The sequence below is a fragment of the Iodobacter ciconiae genome (genome assembly GCF_003952345.1).
Lineage (GTDB): Bacteria > Pseudomonadota > Gammaproteobacteria > Burkholderiales > Chitinibacteraceae > Iodobacter > Iodobacter ciconiae.
In genome coordinates this window covers 1810270-1829993 of record NZ_CP034433.1, presented here as the reverse complement: position 1 = coordinate 1829993, position 19724 = coordinate 1810270, and the positions used below count along the sequence as shown (strand labels likewise).

Annotated in this window: 17 protein-coding genes; 8 read left to right on the top strand and 9 right to left on the bottom strand. The window is 47.8% G+C overall.

Annotated features, from left to right (window positions below; genetic code table 11):
* Window positions 1-868 precede the first annotated feature (868 nt).
* Window positions 869-1918 carry a catalase family peroxidase gene (locus EJO50_RS08050; protein WP_125973137.1) on the top strand — a complete coding sequence of 350 codons (1050 nt, stop codon included), beginning with the start codon at window positions 869-871 and terminating at the stop codon, window positions 1916-1918.
* 256 nt (window positions 1919-2174) lie between these two features.
* On the opposite strand, the gene EJO50_RS08045 is transcribed toward EJO50_RS08050, so the two are convergent.
* Window positions 2175-2483: an RnfH family protein gene (locus EJO50_RS08045; RefSeq protein ID WP_125973135.1), complete on the bottom strand. Its 309-nt coding sequence runs from the start codon at window positions 2481-2483 to the stop codon at window positions 2175-2177.
* A gap of 26 nt (window positions 2484-2509) precedes the next feature.
* Window positions 2510-2938 carry a type II toxin-antitoxin system RatA family toxin gene (locus tag EJO50_RS08040; RefSeq protein ID WP_125973133.1) on the bottom strand — a complete coding sequence of 143 codons (429 nt, stop codon included), beginning with the start codon at window positions 2936-2938 and terminating at the stop codon, window positions 2510-2512.
* A 103-nt stretch (window positions 2939-3041) separates the two neighbouring features.
* On the opposite strand from EJO50_RS08040, the gene dnaB reads away from it, so the two are divergent.
* On the top strand, window positions 3042-4457 hold the full coding sequence (gene dnaB / locus EJO50_RS08035; protein WP_099399493.1) for a replicative DNA helicase: 1416 nt from the start codon (window positions 3042-3044) through the stop codon (window positions 4455-4457).
* Window positions 4458-4982: 525 nt separating this feature from the next.
* Here the strand turns inward: dnaB and hmpA are convergent.
* Window positions 4983-6182 (bottom strand): NO-inducible flavohemoprotein, encoded by a 1200-nt coding sequence (gene hmpA / locus EJO50_RS08030; RefSeq protein ID WP_125973131.1) that lies wholly within the window; start codon window positions 6180-6182, stop codon window positions 4983-4985.
* A gap of 248 nt (window positions 6183-6430) precedes the next feature.
* Here hmpA and EJO50_RS08025 point away from each other — a divergent pair, with 248 nt between their 5' ends.
* Together EJO50_RS08025 and EJO50_RS08020 are read left to right on the top strand one after the other, a co-directional pair.
* Window positions 6431-8005, top strand: coding sequence for a DUF5666 domain-containing protein (locus EJO50_RS08025; protein WP_125973129.1), 1575 nt, complete (start codon window positions 6431-6433; stop codon window positions 8003-8005).
* Window positions 7987-8286, top strand: a complete 300-nt coding sequence (locus EJO50_RS08020; protein ID WP_125973127.1) for a DUF5666 domain-containing protein — start codon at window positions 7987-7989, stop codon at window positions 8284-8286. Before EJO50_RS08025 ends, EJO50_RS08020 begins: the two co-directional genes overlap by 19 nt.
* 150 nt (window positions 8287-8436) lie before the next feature.
* On the opposite strand, the gene EJO50_RS08015 is transcribed toward EJO50_RS08020, so the two are convergent.
* On the bottom strand, window positions 8437-9738 hold the full coding sequence (locus tag EJO50_RS08015; RefSeq protein WP_206434482.1) for a tryptophan--tRNA ligase: 1302 nt from the start codon (window positions 9736-9738) through the stop codon (window positions 8437-8439).
* A 389-nt stretch (window positions 9739-10127) separates the two neighbouring features.
* On the opposite strand from EJO50_RS08015, the gene EJO50_RS08010 reads away from it, so the two are divergent.
* The 4 genes from EJO50_RS08010 to EJO50_RS07995 all read left to right on the top strand — a co-directional run bounded on the left by EJO50_RS08010 (window position 10128) and on the right by EJO50_RS07995 (window position 14242).
* A complete protein-coding gene (locus EJO50_RS08010; RefSeq protein WP_125973123.1) occupies window positions 10128-10685 on the top strand; it encodes a hypothetical protein in 558 nt (185 codons plus the stop codon).
* Between the two features lie 609 nt (window positions 10686-11294).
* Window positions 11295-11714 carry a BLUF domain-containing protein gene (locus tag EJO50_RS08005; RefSeq protein WP_125973121.1) on the top strand — a complete coding sequence of 140 codons (420 nt, stop codon included), beginning with the start codon at window positions 11295-11297 and terminating at the stop codon, window positions 11712-11714.
* Between the two features lie 534 nt (window positions 11715-12248).
* Entirely contained in the window at window positions 12249-13634 is a 1386-nt protein-coding gene (cysS, locus tag EJO50_RS08000; protein ID WP_125973119.1) for a cysteine--tRNA ligase, read from the top strand.
* Window positions 13635-13753: 119 nt separating this feature from the next.
* Window positions 13754-14242: a DUF2726 domain-containing protein gene (locus EJO50_RS07995; protein WP_125973117.1), complete on the top strand. Its 489-nt coding sequence runs from the start codon at window positions 13754-13756 to the stop codon at window positions 14240-14242.
* A gap of 115 nt (window positions 14243-14357) precedes the next feature.
* On the opposite strand, the gene EJO50_RS07990 is transcribed toward EJO50_RS07995, so the two are convergent.
* From EJO50_RS07990 to EJO50_RS07970, 5 genes are all read right to left on the bottom strand, one after another.
* Window positions 14358-15305 (bottom strand): alpha/beta hydrolase, encoded by a 948-nt coding sequence (locus EJO50_RS07990; RefSeq protein ID WP_125973115.1) that lies wholly within the window; start codon window positions 15303-15305, stop codon window positions 14358-14360.
* Window positions 15306-15452: 147 nt separating this feature from the next.
* Complete coding sequence (locus tag EJO50_RS07985) at window positions 15453-16232, bottom strand: 3-hydroxybutyrate dehydrogenase (protein WP_125973113.1); 780 nt, start codon at window positions 16230-16232, stop codon at window positions 15453-15455.
* A 135-nt stretch (window positions 16233-16367) separates the two neighbouring features.
* Complete coding sequence (locus tag EJO50_RS07980; protein WP_233702197.1) at window positions 16368-17324, bottom strand: branched-chain amino acid ABC transporter permease; 957 nt, start codon at window positions 17322-17324, stop codon at window positions 16368-16370.
* Between the two features lie 38 nt (window positions 17325-17362).
* Entirely contained in the window at window positions 17363-18268 is a 906-nt protein-coding gene (locus EJO50_RS07975) for a branched-chain amino acid ABC transporter permease (protein WP_125973111.1), read from the bottom strand.
* A gap of 75 nt (window positions 18269-18343) precedes the next feature.
* Entirely contained in the window at window positions 18344-19543 is a 1200-nt protein-coding gene (locus EJO50_RS07970; protein ID WP_125973109.1) for an ABC transporter substrate-binding protein, read from the bottom strand.
* Between the last annotated feature and the right edge of the window lie 181 nt (window positions 19544-19724).

The window sequence follows — 19724 nt, the reverse complement described above, 5'->3', positions numbered from 1 at the left end:
GTTTTCATAACCTCTTTAATTTGTCATATCGAAATACCTCCGCTCGTGGCTTTAGCCGCGTAAAGGTATTTTCGGCCCAATGTCAGCCACAATATAATCCTCGATTTAAATTAGTATTTTCTTTAATTAAATTATATTTCCCGTAAATCACTGACCATGCACCCAGCGTTTCAATCTGCTGGCAGAGCGGCTCATTGCCTTGCTTTTTGTTTCCGATGATCCCTTTGGCTAAAGGTAATGGGATGATTAATTCGGGGGGCGTCGTGCAGATTATTGATCTTGCCACTGGCTATTTCAAAGAGTATTGATAAACCATAAGCATCTGCTGCCTTGTGAATTTTGCTGGTATTTCCGGCATGGCTTTTGCTAATGGCTTGAAATTAATCACTGCCTATACCTCTACTGCGCTGATAAGCTTTTGTATTATTCTTGCTGGTGAATGTCTTCTAAATATCAGTGTTAGTTGGTAAGACTTTGAAAATATTGAATTATTTTATTCGGCAAACCAAGTGTTAAGTCGTTTATGGATTAAATTTTATTTATTAAAAATGTTGAGTCAGCCTTGTTATGGTTGGTAATGCGCATGGAATAAAACATTTCTTCGATAGTAATTCGTAAATTGGACTTGTTGTAAATGGAGCGTTAAAGCAGAATATTTTCCAGCTTCGAGCAAAGCCCGTTACCGGGCATTAATCGGGGCATTGCAAACTCACAGGATAAAAGGTGTAGGAGTTTCTGTTTTGCGGGTTTGCACCTACTTCTGTCTATCTCTGGCTTGAAACGTTAACAGAGCCTGGCGAGAAATGAAGTAATGGTAAGTTTCTTACTGATTTTTTATTAGTTTACTTAACCACAGAAGAGTCTCTATATGCCTACTCTAATTAAAGACCACACAATGTTTTTGGGTGTTTCCCGTATTTCTTCTCTTTTTATTTCCTCACAAACGCTTAGTAAAACTATTACAACGACCTGTCTTTTGGCTGCAGCACTTGCCGCACAGCCGTCATTGGCTGGCACGACGCCGACTGAGATGGTGGATGCTTTAAACAATATCTTTGGCCGTCATGCAGGGGTTCGTGCGGCGCATGCCAAGGGTTTGTGTGTTACCGGGCAGTTCGAGCCTGCGTCCAATGCATCGAATTTTACCAGTGCAGCGATGTTCAAAAAACCGGCACTGAATGGTTTTGGGCGCTTTTCCATTGGTGGTGGAAATCCCGGTATTTCTGATAAAAGCCGGACGGCCCGCGGCCTGGCGTTTCGCATGGGGGATGGCAAAGAAAACTACGATCTGGTTCTGATTTCCGAACCTGTTTCTTTTGCAGCTACCCCAGAATCCTTTATGAGTTTCCTACAGGCACGAGTTCCAGATCCTGCTACCGGAAAACCTAACCCTGAAAAGATTGCAGCGCATAATATTCAATTTCCAGATGGAAAAGCACAGGCTGCATTGCTTGCATCACATCCCGCACCAGCGTCTTACTCTACAACGGCTTATCATTCTACAAGTGCCTTTGGTTTTACCAGTAAAAAAGGGAAAAACACATGGGCACGCTTAAGCTTAGTGCCAGTTGCAGGCACTGTTTATCTGGATGAGGCTACCGAAGCCAGCCAGCCTGATCAGTTTTTACAGGCTGATTTACAGCGCCGTCTTGCAGAAAAAGCGATTGAGTTTGATCTGGTCGCCCAGCACCGCACCCCCGGTGATAGCCTGCAAGATTCAACGATGCAATGGAGCGGCAGTAAACATACGACGCTGGGCCGCCTAAAAATCACTGCTCAGGCTGATGCGGCTCTTTGTGATGCTGTAACGTTCCTCCCTACCATTCTTCCTGCTGGGGTCAAGGCATCCGATGACCCTATTTTGCAGGCCAGGGCAGGGGCTTATGCGGTTTCTTTCGGACGCAGGTTAGCCAAGTAATGCAGGCTGGGCTAGTACCTGAATAGGCCGGGTGCACCAGTTTTCTGGGGTGTAGTGGCTGAAAGGCTGAAAATGTAGTTCAGGAAGTCTTGCTTGCTGTGCGGCACGGGTTGGCGTTCGCTTTCTTGTGCCGCGGTGAGCCTGGTTAACAGGTATATTCAATTTTGAGTGAAGGCTGCCCGTTGTGGGGCGTTATTGTTGCTGCGTGAAGGGCAGATTTTGCTAGGTACATCATGGCGATAGCTGATGTTTTGTGTCAGGCTGCGCCGCCTTTTTTTGTCACTCTGCCTTCCATGGCGCGTTGCCTGCGTATTTCTTTAGGATCGGCCAGCAGCGCGCGGTAAATCTCAACCCTGTCTTTTTCGCGCAAAACTGTGTCTGGTTTGCAAGCTTTAGAAAAAATACCAATCTTACTGCTCGACAAATCAATCTCGGGAAAAAAATCTAAAATACCCGATTGTATGATTGCCTGTTCAGCAGTAGTGCCTGTATTCACTTTAAGAGCGATGAGTTTTTGCAGGGCAGGTGTAGCATAAACTACTTCAATATTGATTAATGTACTCATGATGGCCTTGATCAATTGCTTATCGCTTATGAATAGATTTTATCGGCTTGCTTAATAAATGCATCGACAAAGGTGCTGGTGATTTTATTAAATACCGGGCCAATAATCATTTCTAAGCTGTGGCTGGAAAACTCGTAATCCAGCTCGAACTCTACTTTACACGCGTCTTCCATTAATGGCGTAAAACGCCACACCCCGCGTAAGGCTTTGAATGGGCCATCCACGAATTGCATCTCAATTAAATGCCTGGATTTAATGTCGCGGGTACGAAAAAAAGTACTGATTTTCAAGAATTCAATCTTTACAGTCACATCCAGTATGGTGTCGCTGCGCTCATGCACCTCGACGCCACCGCACCAGGGTAAAAATTGAGGGTAGTTTTCGACGCGATCAACCAGACCAAACATGTGATCGGCGGAGTAGGTGACTAAGACTGTTTTACGAATAGACTGCATAGATTATCTTTATATGGCGGTGGGATATATTTCAATCTGCCGCATCCGATAGTTTGTAGCGTAAAATGCCGAGCTTCCAGTACGCCACACTAGATGTAAAAAAATGACCGAGCATCGTAACCCCGACCACTCCATGACGCAACTTGAAAACATCCGCATGCCACCGCATTCGGTTGAGGCTGAGCAATCTGTGCTTGGTGGGCTGATGCTGGATAACAGCTCATTCGACAAGATTGCGGACACGCTGTTTGAAGCCGATTTTTACCGCGATGATCACCGCCGCATTTTTGCCGTGATTGCCAAGCTGGTTGAATTAGGCCGCCCCGCCGACGTAATTACCGTGGCCGAAGCGCTTGATACTCACGAAGAATTATCTTATGTGGGCGGCCTGGCTTATTTGGGCTCTTTGGTACAAAACACGCCGTCAGCTGCCAATATCCGCCGCTATGGCGAGATTGTCCGTGAAAAATCGGTGATGCGCCAGCTGGCGTCTGTGGCCACCGATATCGCCGATGCTGCCTACAGCCCAAGCGGACGTGAAGCTTCCGAGCTGCTGGATCAAGCCGAATCGGCCGTGTTTCAGATTGCCGAGCAATCGTCCCGTGGTCAGAAGGGCTTTATTGGCATGCCGCCGATTTTAAAAGAAATTGTTGAGCGGATTGATCATTTGTTCCAGCAGGATAACCCGTCCGAGGTCACCGGCGTCGCCACAGGGTTTTTAGACCTTGATCGGATGACTTCGGGCATGCAGGCTGGTGATTTAATCATTGTGGCCGGCCGCCCTTCCATGGGTAAAACGGCGTTTTCGGTGAATATTGCGGAGCACGTGGGGATTGAGCTTAAATTGCCGGTGGCGATTTTCTCCATGGAAATGGGCGCAACCCAGCTGGGTATGCGTATGGTGGGCTCGATTGGCCGCATCGATCTGCATAAGCTGAAAACCGGCCGCTTTGAAGATGAGGATTGGGTGCGCCTCACTCACGCCGTGGGCCGCATGAACGAAGCGCCGATTTTTATTGAAGAAACCGGCTCTTTGACAGCTTTGGATATTCGGACCAAGGCCAGACGGCTCGCGCGGCAATGTGGCGGCCAGCTTGGCCTGATCGTGATCGATTACCTGCAGCTGATGGCGGGGCGGGCCGGAGCAAAAGATCAAAACCGCGCTACCGAGCTGGGTGAGATTTCCCGTGGCTTAAAATCACTGGCCAAAGAGCTGAAAGTGCCGATTATTGCGCTCTCGCAGCTTTCCCGCTCTGTGGAGCAGCGTACTGATAAACGCCCGATGATGTCGGACTTGCGAGAATCGGGAGCGATCGAGCAGGATGCGGATTTGATTTTATTTATGTACCGTGATGAATACTACAACCCGGACAGCCAGTTTAAAGGCCTTGCCGAATGCATTATCGGTAAACACCGTAACGGCCCGGTAGGTAAGATTCCGCTGGTGTTTGTGGGGCAGCATTCACGCTTCGAAAATGCCTTGGTTCGTCCGGATGGCTGGTCGAGTGATCTTGAGTAAAAGGCGAGCAGAGTGGGAAAAATTCTATCTTGTCCATGCGCATCGCTAAAGCTGATTTTTATAGGGTGCGTAACGCCTTGTGCGCCCTATAAAAACCGAGATGTCCTAAGTCAAAATCATGTAATGCATCTTTTGTAAGGAGGGTGAAACCCGCCGAGCTTTGGGTGAAATAAAATGAAAACGGCGGATTACGCCCTATGTGTGCTAAGCGATTTTTTTCATTAACACGCAGCGAAAAAATACAATAACTACGCTCTCCGCACAGGGCTTTTTAAAGTCCCCTTGAAACACACAAGCGGGGCGGGGTTTCGGCAAGGGAGCGAGGCACGGGCCAATCCCGCCCGCCGCCGACTCGATTGTCCGCAGCGCAGGGGTCTTCGTGTTTCGTGGGGTGGCCTTCTTTCGCTTCCTTTCTTGGCCACACAAGAAAGAAAGGTCTAGCGGGACGCCCGCACCTAAATCAATATGCCGAAGGCTAAAAAGATCTTTTAGGTTCTGCATATTGCTCATGAGACTATGCCCGCCCTAAGCCGCAACACCCCCGGTCCCAAATGCCTCCGCATGAATTCGCTCTGCACTCACTCCCATGGCTTGTAATGATTTGATCTGAGCTTGCATAAAGGCCAGTGGCCCGCAAAGGTAGTAATCGGCGTCAGGCAAAATAACGGTGTCGGAGATTTTAGCCAGATCCACATAGCCTATATGGTCGTGGCTATGCTCCGGGCCGCCTTCATCATAAAATACGGCTTTCTCAACGCTGGATTCTTGGGCTGCCAGCTGATTTACCACTTGTTTAAAAGCATGCACGTCGCTATTGCGGCAGCCGTGTACAAAGCGCACCGCACGATCGCTGCCGGTTTTTACTAAGTGTTTGAGCATCGCCAGCATCGGAGTAATACCTACGCCGCCGCTGATTAAAATCACGGGGGTTTTGCGATCCTGATGCAATATAAAATCGCCCGCTGGCGGGGCCAGATCAATTATATCGCCGACATTTACCGTGTTGTGCAATAGATTAGACACCTGGCCAATGATATTACCGCTTTGCTCGCGCTTGACTGAGATGCGCAGGTAATCGTTGCCCGGTGCATCGGACAAGCTGTATTGGCGTGGCTGCATCAGATTCCATTCCGGTACAAACATCCTGACCGAAATATATTGCCCCGGTGTGTAATCCGGCACGCTGCCACTATCTGCTGGGCGTAAATAAAAAGAAGTAATTTCAGTGCTTTCCTGCTCTTTTTTTGTCACAACAAAACCGCGCCAGCCTGTCCAGCCACCTTGTTTAAAAGCAGCTGCGGCATAAAGCTGCGCCTCTTCTGCAATCAATACATCGGCAAGCTGGCCGTAGGCTGCCGCCCATGCTGCAATTAATTCATCCGTAGCGGCTGCACCCAATACTTCCCGGATAGATGCCAGTAAATGGTGGCCTACAATCGGGTAGTGCTCCGGGCGGATACCCAGGCTGATGTGTTTATTGGCGATATGGGTGAGCACAGGAGCTAGCACGCCGGGGTGATCAATGTGTTCGGCGTAGGCTGCCACAGCCATGGCGAGTGCTTGCTGCTGTGCGCCGGATTGCTGATTGCCTTCGTTGAAGATTTGTTTGAGTTCCGGATTGTGTTGAAACATGCGTGCGTAAAAATGGGTAGTTAGCGCAATACCATGTTGTTTGAGGATGGGGGCGGTGGCGCGGACTAGATCACGTTGGGCTGTATTAAGCATATGTATCTCTTTTAAATGTGTATTTAATTTACCCATTATGTACCGGGGTGTATAGGTAAAATTACATATTCAAAAAATTAAACGCCGTATGTTGATTTACCCGTTTGCATATCACTGGTCGTGGTGCTGAGCTTGTGGAAGCTTTCACACCGCTTATCGCTGAAAAGGTGGTAAGTCTTATTGTCAGCCTGGGTTTGCCCTCCACAATTCATGGTGCTCATCATGGTGTGAATAAAAAGGGATCAATCATGGAACAGCGTTTAAAAATCTGGATGGCAGCCCTTGTGGTCAGCATGGGGCTTTATGCCTGCGGCGGTGGGAGTGGAGGCTCATTGACTACTGTGGCAACGATTCCGATTGCCATTAGTGGTGGTGCTTATGCCCAGGGTACTGTCACAGGTTTTGGCAGTGTGATTATTGATGGTGTCACGCTGGACGACAGTAGCGCCAGCTTTAAGGTAGAGCAAGACCCGTCGGCCACCACTACAGGTACCAGCAATGACATCAAGCTGGGCATGAAGGTGGAATCCGATCAGGGTAGCGATGACAAAATCAAAACACTGACTGCTTTGCCTGAGGTTTACGGTAAGATTTCTGAATTACAAGCGGGGATTGGCTTTAAGTTGGCCGGGCAAACCGTAAAAGTATCCGTCGATGTCGCTGCACCTACGGTATTTGAAGGTGCCAGCGTGCTGGCTGATTTATTAGTCGGCGATATCGTAGAAGTACACGGCAGCCGCGATGCCACTGGCGCCATTGTGGCTAGCCGGATTGAACGCAAAGATCCGGCTAGCGCGGTGATGGTGCGCGTGGTTGGTGCGGTAAGCGCGCTTGACAATATAGCTAAAACACTGGTCCTTAGCGGTTTAACCGTTAATTTTAGCAGCGCAAAGCTGCGTCCTGAGGGGGTATTGCTGGAAAACGGTCAGCTTATTGCTGCCTGGAGTGATCAGGCGGTAAGTACCTCGGGGGTAATGATAGCCAAAGCAGTTAAGGTTAAAAAACCACAGGCAGGTGATGGGCTGAAAATGCAAATTGGCGGATTGATTGCCGGTTTGGATAGCAAAGCAGTCAGCTTTAAAATAGGCGAAGTGCTGGTTGATGCCAGCAAGGCCAGGTTCGAAAGCGGTGTACTTGCTGAGCTGGCAAATGGCAAGGCGGTACGGGTGGGCGGGGTGTGGCAAACCGACAAGCTGGTAGCTACGGGTGTGAAGTTTGTAAAAGATAGTACGGATGCCAAAGTCGAACTAAAGGGCTCACTTACAGATTTTATTTCCCTGGCTAGCTTTAAGGTGCGCGGGGCTTTGGTTGATGCCAGCACCGCCAAAATTGAGGGGGGTACAGCCGATAATCTGGCTAATGGCGTCTTGGTTAAACTGGAAGGTAGTATTGCCAGTGGTGTGGTGCAGGCCAAGACATTAAAAATTGAAACCAGTACGGGTACAAGCAGTAAGCCTGATCTGACAACTAGAACTTTTCCAGGTGAGATTAAAGACTACGTGGTATCGAGCGGTAAATTTGCATTGTCGGGTATCAGTCAAACCATGCAATTAAGCGATAAAACGGTGTATATCAATGCCGGTTCAGACAAAGCCGCGAGTAAAACTGACTTCGCCAATGGTAAAAAAGTAACGATCAGGGGGGAGTTTGTTGCTGATATTTTGCAAGTACGCGAAGTGAAGTTTACGGCGACCAAGGCAGAGCCTGTCAGATTGAACGGGGTTGTCAGTGGGGTAAGCAGCAGCCAGTTTAAATTAAATGCTGTGACTATTTTTTGGAGTAGCACGACGCCCATTGAGGGGGGGTGTCAGCAAGTTTGGTGAATGGTGTAAAAGTAGAAGCTAGCGTGCTGAAAAGCGGAAATCAGCTACAAGCACAAAAAATTGAGATCAAGGGCAGGGCAAGCACACTGGAAGTAAAAGGCGCGGTAAGTGATTTTGTCTCTGTCAGCGATTTTAAAGTGGCTGGGCAAAAAACCGATGCCAGCAAGGCGGAGTTTAATGATGGAAAAAGCAGTGATCTTGCAAGTGGCCGGGTGGTAGAGGTAAAAGGAGCCTTAAATAATGGTGTTTTGATTGCAACAAAGGTGTCATTTGATGATTAAGCTAGTGATACTTTGCCGAGGCATCATTGATTAAATCAGCAAAGCGTATTTCTTGAGCACAAAAAAGCCACTCATGATTTGAGTGGCTTTTGCAGGCCTGTAGGACAACCTGCGGGTTGCACTATTAAAAAATACAGGGCACTTGATGCTCTATTCTGCCAGTAATACCGCTAAAGCCGCACTGATGTCGGTTGCCATAACGCCTTCGCTCAGGCTGATGCTTGTATTGCCTTCAATCGCGGCCACGCCTTCATTTTTAAGTTTTGCGATCCATTGCCCGGCTTCTTTGCCTTGGGTAAAGCCCGTGCTTTGCAGCAGCAGCCGGCCATCGGCGGTGCTGAAGTTAAAGTAAAACAGGCCGTCTTCTAAGCGAAACTGTTTAAACAGCGGCAGTGCGGCTTTTTTCTCTGCTTTGGCGGTAGAGGTGGCAATCGCTTGCATGGCACGCAGGCCCAGCGATTCGCGTACTTTCTTTAATAAAGGCGCAGCCGTGGCACGTGCTTTGGCAGCACCGGCCTGCAGCAGCGCTTCAATTTCTTCCGGGTGTGTCATCAGGGTGTTGTAGCGCTCACGCATTGGCGCAATATCGCGCTCGATTAAATCCAGCAGACGTTTTTTTGCATCGCCCCAGCCCAGGCCTGCACGCAGCTCATCCTTAAATTGCTGCGTTTGCTCTTTTGAAGCAAAGGCCTCAAAAATAGTTACAAGATGCGAGTTATCCGGGTCTTTGGCGTCCCCGGGTAATAGGCTGTTGGTTACAATCTTAGCGATTGCGTCTTTCATGGCTTTCTGGCCGCCTTCAAACAGCGGAATTGTATTGTCGTAGCTTTTGCTCATTTTGCGACCATCAAGGCCTGGCAGTGTGGCAACGTGCTCTTCGATATGTGCCTCTGGCAGTACAAATAAATCGCTGCCCTGACCAAATAAATGGTTAAAGCGGGCGGCTACATCGCGTGCCATTTCAATATGCTGAATCTGATCGCGGCCCACCGGCACTTTGTGCGGGTTAAACAGCAGAATATCGGCAGCCATTAAAATAGGATAGCAAAACAGCCCCATGGTAATGCCTGCGTCAGGGTCTTCGCCTGCGGCCTCGTTGGCATCCATGCTGGCTTTGTAAGCGTGGGCGCGGTTCATCTGGCCCTTGGCGGTTACACAGGTCAGCAGCCAGTTCAGCTCGGTGACTTCAGGTACATCGCTTTGGCGGTAAAAAGTTACGCGTTCCGGATCCAGCCCGGCAGCCAGCCAGGTGGCTGCAATTTCAAGGCGCGAGCGCTCGATCCGTGCCGGGTCATCGCATTTAATCAGCGCATGGTAATCGGCCATAAAAAAGAAGCAATCGGTATCCGGGATTTGGCTAGCAACAATTGCCGGGCGAATTGCCCCTACATAATTGCCCAAGTGGGGTGTACCCGAGGTGGTAATGCCGGTAAGAACACGCAAACTCATCACTTTTTCCTATGTTGCACGCTGCAAGAATGGCTGCAAGTCTAGCAGGCAAGGCGTGCTTGTGTAAGCCCAAAGTGGTTTGATAAAAACGTGTTTTGGCCATGTTTTTTCAGGGCAAGGCAGAAACTAAAAAGGCTGAGGTTTAATAGACCAGCGTTTTTACCTTTGCTTGTATCTGGTGGCGGATGCTTGGATTGATATATTTACGGGTGAAACATTTAATTAGCACATCATCATTTTTTTTAAGTAATGCATATGAATAAATACCAAAACTAAATTTAGTATAAAAAGTTTCAAAAAATAGACGAATGGCGCAGGTATTAGTTAATATTTTTAGTGTAAATTCCTATGTTAGTCTTCAAACATTCAATTTTTTCCATTAAGGAAATAAAATGTGTAATAAGATGCTTGGAGCATTATTGATTGCTTTTGGTGTAATGGCAGGACAAATTGCTATTGCCGAGGAAACGCATGAGAGAGAAATATTAGTTAGTCTATCAGAAAAATCTACTGTCCAGGCAAATGTTGAAGAAATTGATATTGCGCAGCGTAATATTCTTTTAGCTTTGCCAAATGGGCAAAAATTATTTTTTGATCATATTGATCAGAAAATAACACATTTTGATCGATTGAAAGTGAATGATAAAGTGGGAGTCAGTAGCTCACAATCTTCTGCAATTGTACTGCAAAAAGGTGGTGCGGGTGTACGTAAAATCGTTGACTCTCAAGGGCGTGATATAACGGCAGACGGTGCTGGCATTTTAAAAACGCAAACCTTTTACAATGACATTCTGAATGTTGACCTTGATGCAGGTAATGTAACGGTTAAAAATGTAGCAGGAAAAATAGTAACGATTCCGGTTGAAAATAAAGCTTTGCTAATGAAGGCAGAAGCCGGGGATCAGCTATTAATTGTTAGCCGTGTTAAATTGATTATCTGGGGTAATTAGGGCGTGATTTTTGGTATGGCCTGCATTGCAGGCTATTTTTATATATGTTTAATAATCCGGCAGATATATTTATAAATACGATAACTCTTATCCTTGGCAGGTATGCAATCTTTTCGACCTGGATTTTTTCAAAGCATTTTTATTAATTATAAAAAAGCTATTATGTATTGCATTGCAGGTTAGCAGCCGGTACGGTGCAAAAATGAGTTGTTTTGCCGAAAATTATCCGGTTGCATCGTATATGCCACGGCATGAATGCCGAAAGCTGGAGTGTCAGGCCAGATATTCTGAAATAAGCCCGGCAGTGGTGTTGCTACCCTTGTAAAATAACCACGCTCGCACCGGTTTTTCTCTGAGGTGTGCCTGCTGACGCTGGTTTAGCAAATATTTGGATTTTCTGTTTTTTGCACAAGCCGGACACGCGGGAAAAAAACTATTTAAGCTTTAACAGGCCTGCGCAAGGGAAGGTAATCGCAGTGATTATTCATTATTTAATCTATTACAATTGGCAAGGTTATAATAATCGCACTATAAATGGAATGCGGATGGCTGGTTTTATTTTTTAATATTGCCAGGTATTTTTCTTCTGACTGGAAGGATAAGTAAAAAATGTCTGATCTTCATACTTTAGTTTATGTAAGCACGGCGACCCGTTTAATGACTGAGGCTGAGTTAGAAGTGTTATTGCTGGGCGCTGTTGAGCAAAATAATAAAAATAATGTAACAGGCGTATTACTTTATAATAATGGTGATTTTATGCAGTGTCTTGAAGGACCGGAGCCCATATTGCGTGAGACATTTAGGCGTATTACTGACAGCCGTCAGCATTCGGGGATTATTTGTTTATTTGATGAAAAAATCAGTAAGCGTAGTTTTTCTGATTGGCATATGGGATATGCACAACCCACTAAATCACAAATGCTGGCGTTGTCTTCGGCGCTCTGGGAGAAAACTGCAGATATCTTTACAGGAAAAGAAAAAGAGTGCGAGGGCTTGATTTTGTTAAAAGATTTTTGGGGGCGGCGTTAATTTAAATGTCAGAATCAATTTAAGAAATGATGCAATAACACTTAGTGATCCGGCAGGGCCACTCTCTCGCCTCTATTTACCATAGTTACAGAATAAAAACATCAATCGCAGCCCGGTTTTTAGTGATAAATATTATAAAACCTCTGGTCTATTACTGAATTTACGCAAAAGAATATCAAAGAGCATTCAATAGTGATGATTGTCATCAACCCCAATTGACTCCCTATATGTTAAATAATATATAACTTGCATTGCAGGCTGATGTTATATGCGCTTAATTATATGCTCTATATGCTAAATCAGGGGATTACGCAAACAGGATTGTTGTATTAGATAACTTTTTTAGCGTTGCCAAGGTGATTACCCGGATATTTTACTTGCACATATTGTGCATGTTTTTGTGTTGATTAGGGCAAAAGCACCCAGCGTGTTTTAGGTAAAAACCCCGACTTTTTGCTCCATATTGTTTGCCGATGAAGCGCAGGGCGGGCAGCTTTGGTAGAATCACTCTTTTATGCCAACGAAACAGCGACCATGTTAAATATCTACAACACACTGGCCCGGGAAAAACAGCGCTTTCAGCCGATTACAGATGGTAAGGTGAATATGTATGTTTGCGGCATGACCGTGTATGACTACTGTCATCTGGGGCATGCCCGTATGGTGGTGGTGTTTGATATGGTGTCGCGCTGGTTGCGCTCTTCCGGCTATCAGCTCACTCATGTTCGCAATATTACTGATATTGATGACAAAATCATTAAACGCGCTTTAGAAAACGGCGAAGCTATTAACGCGCTGACCGGCCGTTTTATTGCCGCCATGAATGAAGATTTTGATGCACTGGGGGTGATCCGCCCCGATCACGAGCCACGCGCGACCGAACACGTTCAAGGCATGCATGATTTAATCGCCAAACTGATTGAAAATGGGCTCGCTTATCCCGCACCTAATGGCGATGTTTACTACGCCGTGCGTAAGTTTGAAGGCTACGGCAAATTATCTGGTAAATCGCTGGACGATTTACGCGCAGGCGAGCGGGTAGATGTGGATGTGAATAAACAAGATCCGCTGGATTTTGTACTCTGGAAAGCCGCTAAGGCTGACGAGCCGCAAGATGCAAAATGGGCCTCCCCTTGGGGCGAGGGCCGTCCGGGCTGGCATATCGAATGCTCGGCTATGAGCTGCCATCATCTGGGCAGCCATTTTGATATTCATGCCGGTGGCTCGGATTTACAGTTTCCGCATCACGAAAACGAGATCGCTCAATCCGAAGGCGCACACGGCCACGCCTATGTGAATTACTGGATGCATAACGGCTTTATTCGCGTCGATAATGAGAAAATGTCTAAAAGCCTGGGCAATTTTTTCACCATCCGTGAAGTGCTGGAAAAGTACGACGCTGAAGTCGTACGATTTTTTATCTTACGTGCCCATTACCGCAGCCAGTTAAATTATAGCGATGCCCATCTGGATGACGCGAAGGGTGCATTAGGCCGCTTTTATACCACGCTGAAAAATGTGCCTGCTATCGAGTCAGAAATTGACTGGGCCAGCAGCTATGCCCTGCGTTTTAAAGCCGCAATGGATGATGATTTTAATACGGTTGAGGCGGTGGCGGTGTTGTTTGAGCTGGCGCTGGAAGTCAATAAACAGCAATCGGGTGAGCTGGCAGGGCAGTTAAAAGCGCTGGCCGGAGTACTGGGTCTGTTGCAACGTGAGCCGCAAGCTTATTTACAAGCCAGCATCGGCGAAGCAGAGGGTGAATATAGTGCAGCAGCGATTGAAATGCTGATCGAAGGCCGTAAAGCAGCCCGCGCCGCTAAAAACTTTGCCGAATCCGATCGCATCAGAGACGAGCTTATCGCTGCCGGTATTGTGCTGGAAGACAGCGCGCAAGGCACAACCTGGCGTCGTGGCTGATTGTGCAGGGCGGGTGAAAAGCCCATCCGTGTTGCAGCAACCGTGCCTCTGACGGTACTTGCTAAGTTAGTCAGGGTTTCAATCTTGCGCCTTACTCATTCCTTTTTTATGGAAATAAAATGAAATTTATTGTGCTTTTATTGTTAATTGGCGCTGTTTTTATACTTATTTCCATGATTAAAGCGAAGGCACAGGGCGCTGTCGAGGAGGGGCTTTGGCCGTTTTACGCTAAAAATCCACTCACAGCGCCCGAACAAGTGCTGTACTTTCGTTTATTACAAGCCATGCCTGGGCATATTGTGCTGGCGCAGGTACAGCTTTCCAGCTTGCTGGCGGTAAAAAAAGGTAATCACTATCGTTCATGGCTTAATCGGATTAGCCGCATGAGTGCTGATTTTGTGGTGTGTAATAAGGATTCCAGTGTTGTGGCTGTGATCGAGCTGGATGATGCGACACACCAGCGGCAAGATCGCCAGCTAGCCGATACAAAAAAAGACAAAGCTTTAAGCTCGGCAGGTATTCGTGTTATTCGCTGGCAGGCCAAAGCCATCCCTGATGAGGCCGCAATTCGGGCTGCGCTTAGGCCGGTAATCACTTTGGATGCATGAGGTTGCTCAATATATAGAGTCCAGAAAATGATTGCTTCAGTTTTGAAGTTATCCATTATTTTGCTTTGAAAATTTAAAATGGTCCGGTTTAATACCGGGCCATTTTTATTGGTTTTTAAGCGGTCTTTTTTAAATTTAACCACGCCCCGATATTTTGGTAAGTACGTTGGCATTCTTCCTTAATTAGATTTTCCAGATTTAAAAAAGCATGGGGTAAGTCGGCAAAGTGTAAATGATCCGATGCCACACCTGCTTTCCTTAGCCTTGCCAAATAGGCTATGCCTTCATCTCGCAGCGGGCAGAATTCTGCGCTAATTACAAGGGTGGGAGGAAGTTTTGCGCTAAATTCCGCAAATAGAGGCGAGGCGGTTTTTCTGTCTTCATTTTGTTGAAAATAATTATTAAAGTACCAAGTCACTTTTTCTTTGTTTATTAAATAACCATTGTTATTTTCATCCAGCGATGGGGCGCTGAGTGTGTAATCCAGGCTGGGGTAAATGAGCAGCTGGGCATGGATATCAATAGCTGGATCAAATTGCACAATGCTGGCCACGGTGGCTGAAAGTGCCCCACCGGCAGAATCACCGCCAATGGATAACTGCCGCTGATATTGTAATTGGCGCTGATCCAGTACAACCCAGATGTTTTTAACCACTGTGTAAGCATCATCTGCACCTGCCGGATAAGGGCACTCCGGGGCGAGCCGGTAATCTGCGGACACCACAATATGCTGTGCGGCAATGGCGATTTTCCGGCAAATAGCGTCATAAACGGTAATGCTTCCTGCCATATGCCCTCCGCCATGAAAATAAATCAGTACGGGCAGGGCACGATTTGGGTTGGGATGGTAAATCCGCACTGGCACTTTATAGCGGGGTGAGGGTACCAGATCATCCTGCACCCAGGGTATTGCCGGGATATCAGTCACAAAAGCCGCTGTTAAATAAGCCAGCCCCTCACGCACGTTCGTGCATGTAGGCTTATAGCCATTAGCCTGCATGGTGCTGAGTTGCTGATTAAAGCTGGCAAGCCAGGGGCTGATTTTGGGACTGAGTTGTCGCATTACTATTCTCTGTAAGGTTAAATGGACAGGGAACCGGTTAACTTAAGGTAACTGGTGTAACCATACTATTTTCTGCCTGTCTTTGTGATGGCCGGAGATATGATTTTTTTGGGTAAAAATGGCTGATTTTTAATCACTTTTTTGCGTTTACTGTGCAATCCATCCACCATCGATGTTCCAGGCCGCACCTCGAACTTCTTCTGCGGCGTCGCTGCACAAAAACAGCAGTAGTGCGCCAATTTGCTCAGGCGTAACAAATACGCCTGAGGGCTGTTTTTCGAGTAAGAGCTGAGATTGTGCCTCGGTATAACTTATGCCTTGCAGCGTGGCTTTACTGGTAATTTGCTGCTCTACCAAGGAGGTAAGTACCCAGCCAGGGCAAATAGCATTGCAGGTAATGCCTGTTTTAGCCAGCTCTAATGCTACACTTTTAGTAAGCCCTATCATGCCGTGTTTGGAAGCTATATATGCTGATTTATTACTAGATGCTACCAAACCATGTACGGAAACGATATTAATAATGCGTCCCCAGTTGTTTTTTTTCATCACAGGTACGGCAAGGCGAGTGGTGTGAAAGCCTGCCGATAAATTAAGTGCAATAATGTTGTTCCAGTGCTCAATCGAGAACTCTTCAATTGGCGCAATATGTTGAATGCCAGCGTTATTGACCAGAATGTCGATGCTGCCGAATTCTTTTTCTGCGTAATGCATTAGATCAGCAATTTGTTCCGGGTGTCTTAAATCTGCACCGTGATAGGCGACTTTTCCACCAGCCTGTTCAATGAGTGCGCGGGCTGCCAGTACATCACCAAAGCCATTGAGCACCACATTTGCCCCTGCATCAGAGAGTGCGCGGGCAATGCCCAGACCAATACCACGGGTGGAGCCGGTAATCACGGCTGTTTTTTCTATTAGTATTTTTGTCATCGCTATATCCTCGTGCGCAGGGTGGATTGCGCCGCTGTCGCTTAGATTGAATTGATCAATAGTGAGTGTGTTGCTGCTAAAGCTGATGGCATCAAAAATTGTGGCTGTGGCAAGTTTTTTTCTGCTCGGGTAAGCTCATAAGTCCCGTTTTAATTGATAAGCAATTTCGCCCACGATGCCGCGTCTGAATGCCATGACGCAAACCACAAATACCATACCGATGGTGACAGTGACCCATGATCCAAACGAGGCCAGTTCATGATGCAAGGTGCCCACCGTTACCGCGCCCACCACCGGTCCAAGCAGAGTTCCCATGCCGCCCAATAGCGTCATCAATACCACTTCACCGGACATATGCCAGGACACATCACTAAGCGAAGCGAGGCCCACGACCAGCGCTTTCGTTGCACCGGCAAGGCCCGCCAGTGCGGCAGAAAGCACAAAGGTAGTAAGCTTGTAGCGATTCACCTGATAGCCCAGCGACAGTGCGCGTGGTTCGTTTTCTTTAATGGCTTTGAGCACCATGCCAAAGGGCGAGTGCACGGTGCGCCAGATCAGCCAGTAGCCGCCAAAGGTAATGGCCAGCACAAAGAAATACAGCGCCAGCGGTAATTGCTGCAGGCCCACGCTGACAGTGGCGGATAAATCGATTAAGCCAAATAGATGGCCTTTTGGAATACCTTGTAAGCCATCTTCGCCGCCGGTAAAAGGCATTTGCAAGCATAAGAAAAACACAATCTGCGCGAGCGCCAGGGTGACCATGGCAAAGTAAATGCCCTGGCGGCGAATGGCGATGCTGCCTATGGCCAGACCCAGCAGCGCTGCGCCGCAGGTGGCAAATAAAATACCCAGCTCAGGGCTGAGCCCCCAGTTTTTAATCGCATGGCCGCACAGATAGGCGGCGCTGCCAAAAAATGCGGCGTGGCCAAAGCTGAGTAAGCCGCCAAAGCCTAAAAGCAGATTAAATGCACAGGCAAACAGCGCAAAACACATCAGTTCCATGGCAAAAATGGGGTAAACGACAAAGGGCGCAAGGGAGGCAAAAACGAGGGCCGTAATCCACGGTGTGAAGCTGGTTTTTTTTCTGGACAAGACGGCCGCCGGGACGAGTTGAACTATCGGTGTGTTCATCATGCTTCCTTACCAAAGAGGCCGGACGGGCGCCAGAGTAAGACTAGCGCCATCGCGATAAAAATCACGGTGTTGGCCAGTGGCGGGTAAAACACTTTGACCAAGCCTTCTAACAAACCCAGCGCAATGCCGGTGAGTATCGCCCCCATAATCGAGCCCATGCCGCCGATCACCACCACGGCAAATACGATAATGATTAAGTCTGAACCCATCCTGGGGCTGACTGAGTAAATTGGCGCGGCCACCACGCCTGCCAGCCCAGCTAAAGCCACGCCAAGGAAATAAGTCAGCGTGCGTAAAGATGGTACATCAATGCCAAAGGCGCGGGTGACATCGGGGTTTTCTGTGCCTGCCCGCAGGTGGGAGCCAAACTTGGTTTTTTCGATTAAGTACCAGATTGCAAAACAGACTGTCAGCGATAAAACAATCGAAAAAAGCCGGTATTTAGGAAACACCATAAAGCCCAGATTGACCGCGCCTTCCAGTATTTCTGGCTTGGCGTTGTAAGGCTCACCGGCCACATTAAAGTAATTAGTCAGTACGCCTTCAAAAATCAGCGCCAGCCCGAAAGTGAGCAAAAGGCCATAAAGATGATCAACTTTATACAGGCGGCTGAGCATGGTCTTTTCGATTAACACACCGAGTAACCCCACCACAATCGGGCCGACGATCAGCGCGGCCCAGAATGACATGTATATGCTTTCGTCGCCCAATATCCACCCCAGTTGGTTGTAACCCAGAAGTGCTACGAAGGCACCCAGCATATAAAAAGTGCCGTGGGCAAAGTTAACCACATTGAGCATGCCAAAAATAACGGCCAGGCCCAGGCTGAGTAAGGCATAAAAAGCGCCATTATTTAAGCCGAGTAAGGCTTGCGACAAGATGGCTTGCAAGGGAATGTCCATGCTTTACCTCGGGTATGTTTGAAAGCTTTTAAAAAGTTCTGTAGGCTACAGATCTAAGGTTTTTCAGGGGGATGCTTACTTCTTAATCAAAGGGCATTCGCTGCCAGCCAGCGGCTTGAAGGCGACCTCACCCGGGATGGTGGCAAGCAGCTTGAGCTGGTCCCATGCGCCTTTGGATTCGCTGGGTTTAAGCACTTCCACCAGATACATATCGTGCACCATGCGGCCGTCTTCGCGGATCACGCCGTTTTTAGCGAAGAAGTCATTTACTTTGGTTTCACGCATTTTCTTCATCACGGCATCGGCGTCATCGGTGCCTGCTGCTTTCACTGCATTTAAATAATGCAGGGTGCTGGAGTAAACGCCTGCGTGATCCATCGTTGGCATAAAGCCCGCCTTGGCGAAGAATTTCTTACCAAAGACTTCCATTTCCGGGTTCAATTCCCATGAGTAGGCCGTGGTAAATTTCATGCCTTGTGCGGCATTCAGGCCCAGCGCTTTTACATCGCTATCAAATACCAATAGCCCTGCGATGGTTTGCTTCAGACCAAATTCCTTGGCTTGCTTTACCGCGTTCACAAAATCGGCTCCGGCATTGGCAAGCCCGACCACTTTGGCCTTGGAGTCTTGTGCCTGAATCAGATAGGAAGAGAAATCGGTAGAGGAAAGCGGATGTTTTACCGTGCCCAGCACCTTGCCGCCTGTGGCAGCCACAATTTTGCTGGCATCCCCTTGTAGCGCGGCACCAAAGGCGTAGTCCGCCTGCAGGAAATACCAGCTGTCTAAACCTTGCTTCATCAGTGCGGTGGCGGTGCCTTTAGCAAGGGCGTAGGTGTCAAAAGCGTAATGAATGCCGTAAGGGCTGCATTCCTTGCCGGTTAGCGCGGTAGAGCCAGCGCCATTGTTAATGGTGATGCGTTTTTTCTCCGCCCCTAGTTTTTGCACGGCAATGCCTACGCCAGAATTCAGCAAGTCGTTCACCATATCCACGCCTTGCGTGTCGAACCATTCACGTGCTTTGCCGACACCAATATCGGCTTTGTTCTGGTGATCGGCACTGACCAGCTCGATGGGTTTATCCAGCACCTTGCCGCCAAAATCGGCAATCGCCATTTGTGCGGCAATCACCGAGCCTTTGCCACCCACACTGGCGTAAACACCCGACATATCCGTTAGAATGCCGATTTTGACTTTGTCGCCAGACAAAGGTCCGGCAAACGTGGTGGCAGGCAGGGCAAGGGCTAAAGCAAGAACAAGTGGTTTACAGCTTTGCATGAGGTGTATCTCCGTTTGAGGTCGGTCTTGCGGGGACTGCGGGAAGCTTGTTTTTTAATCATTAAATGCTTGTCGATGGGAGGGGTAACCTTCCTGTGTGAAATATTTCAAGCGCTAAGTAAAAGACCTTTTTAGTGCCTTCGGCGCGTTGATTTTGGTGCGGGCGTCCCGCTGGACCTTC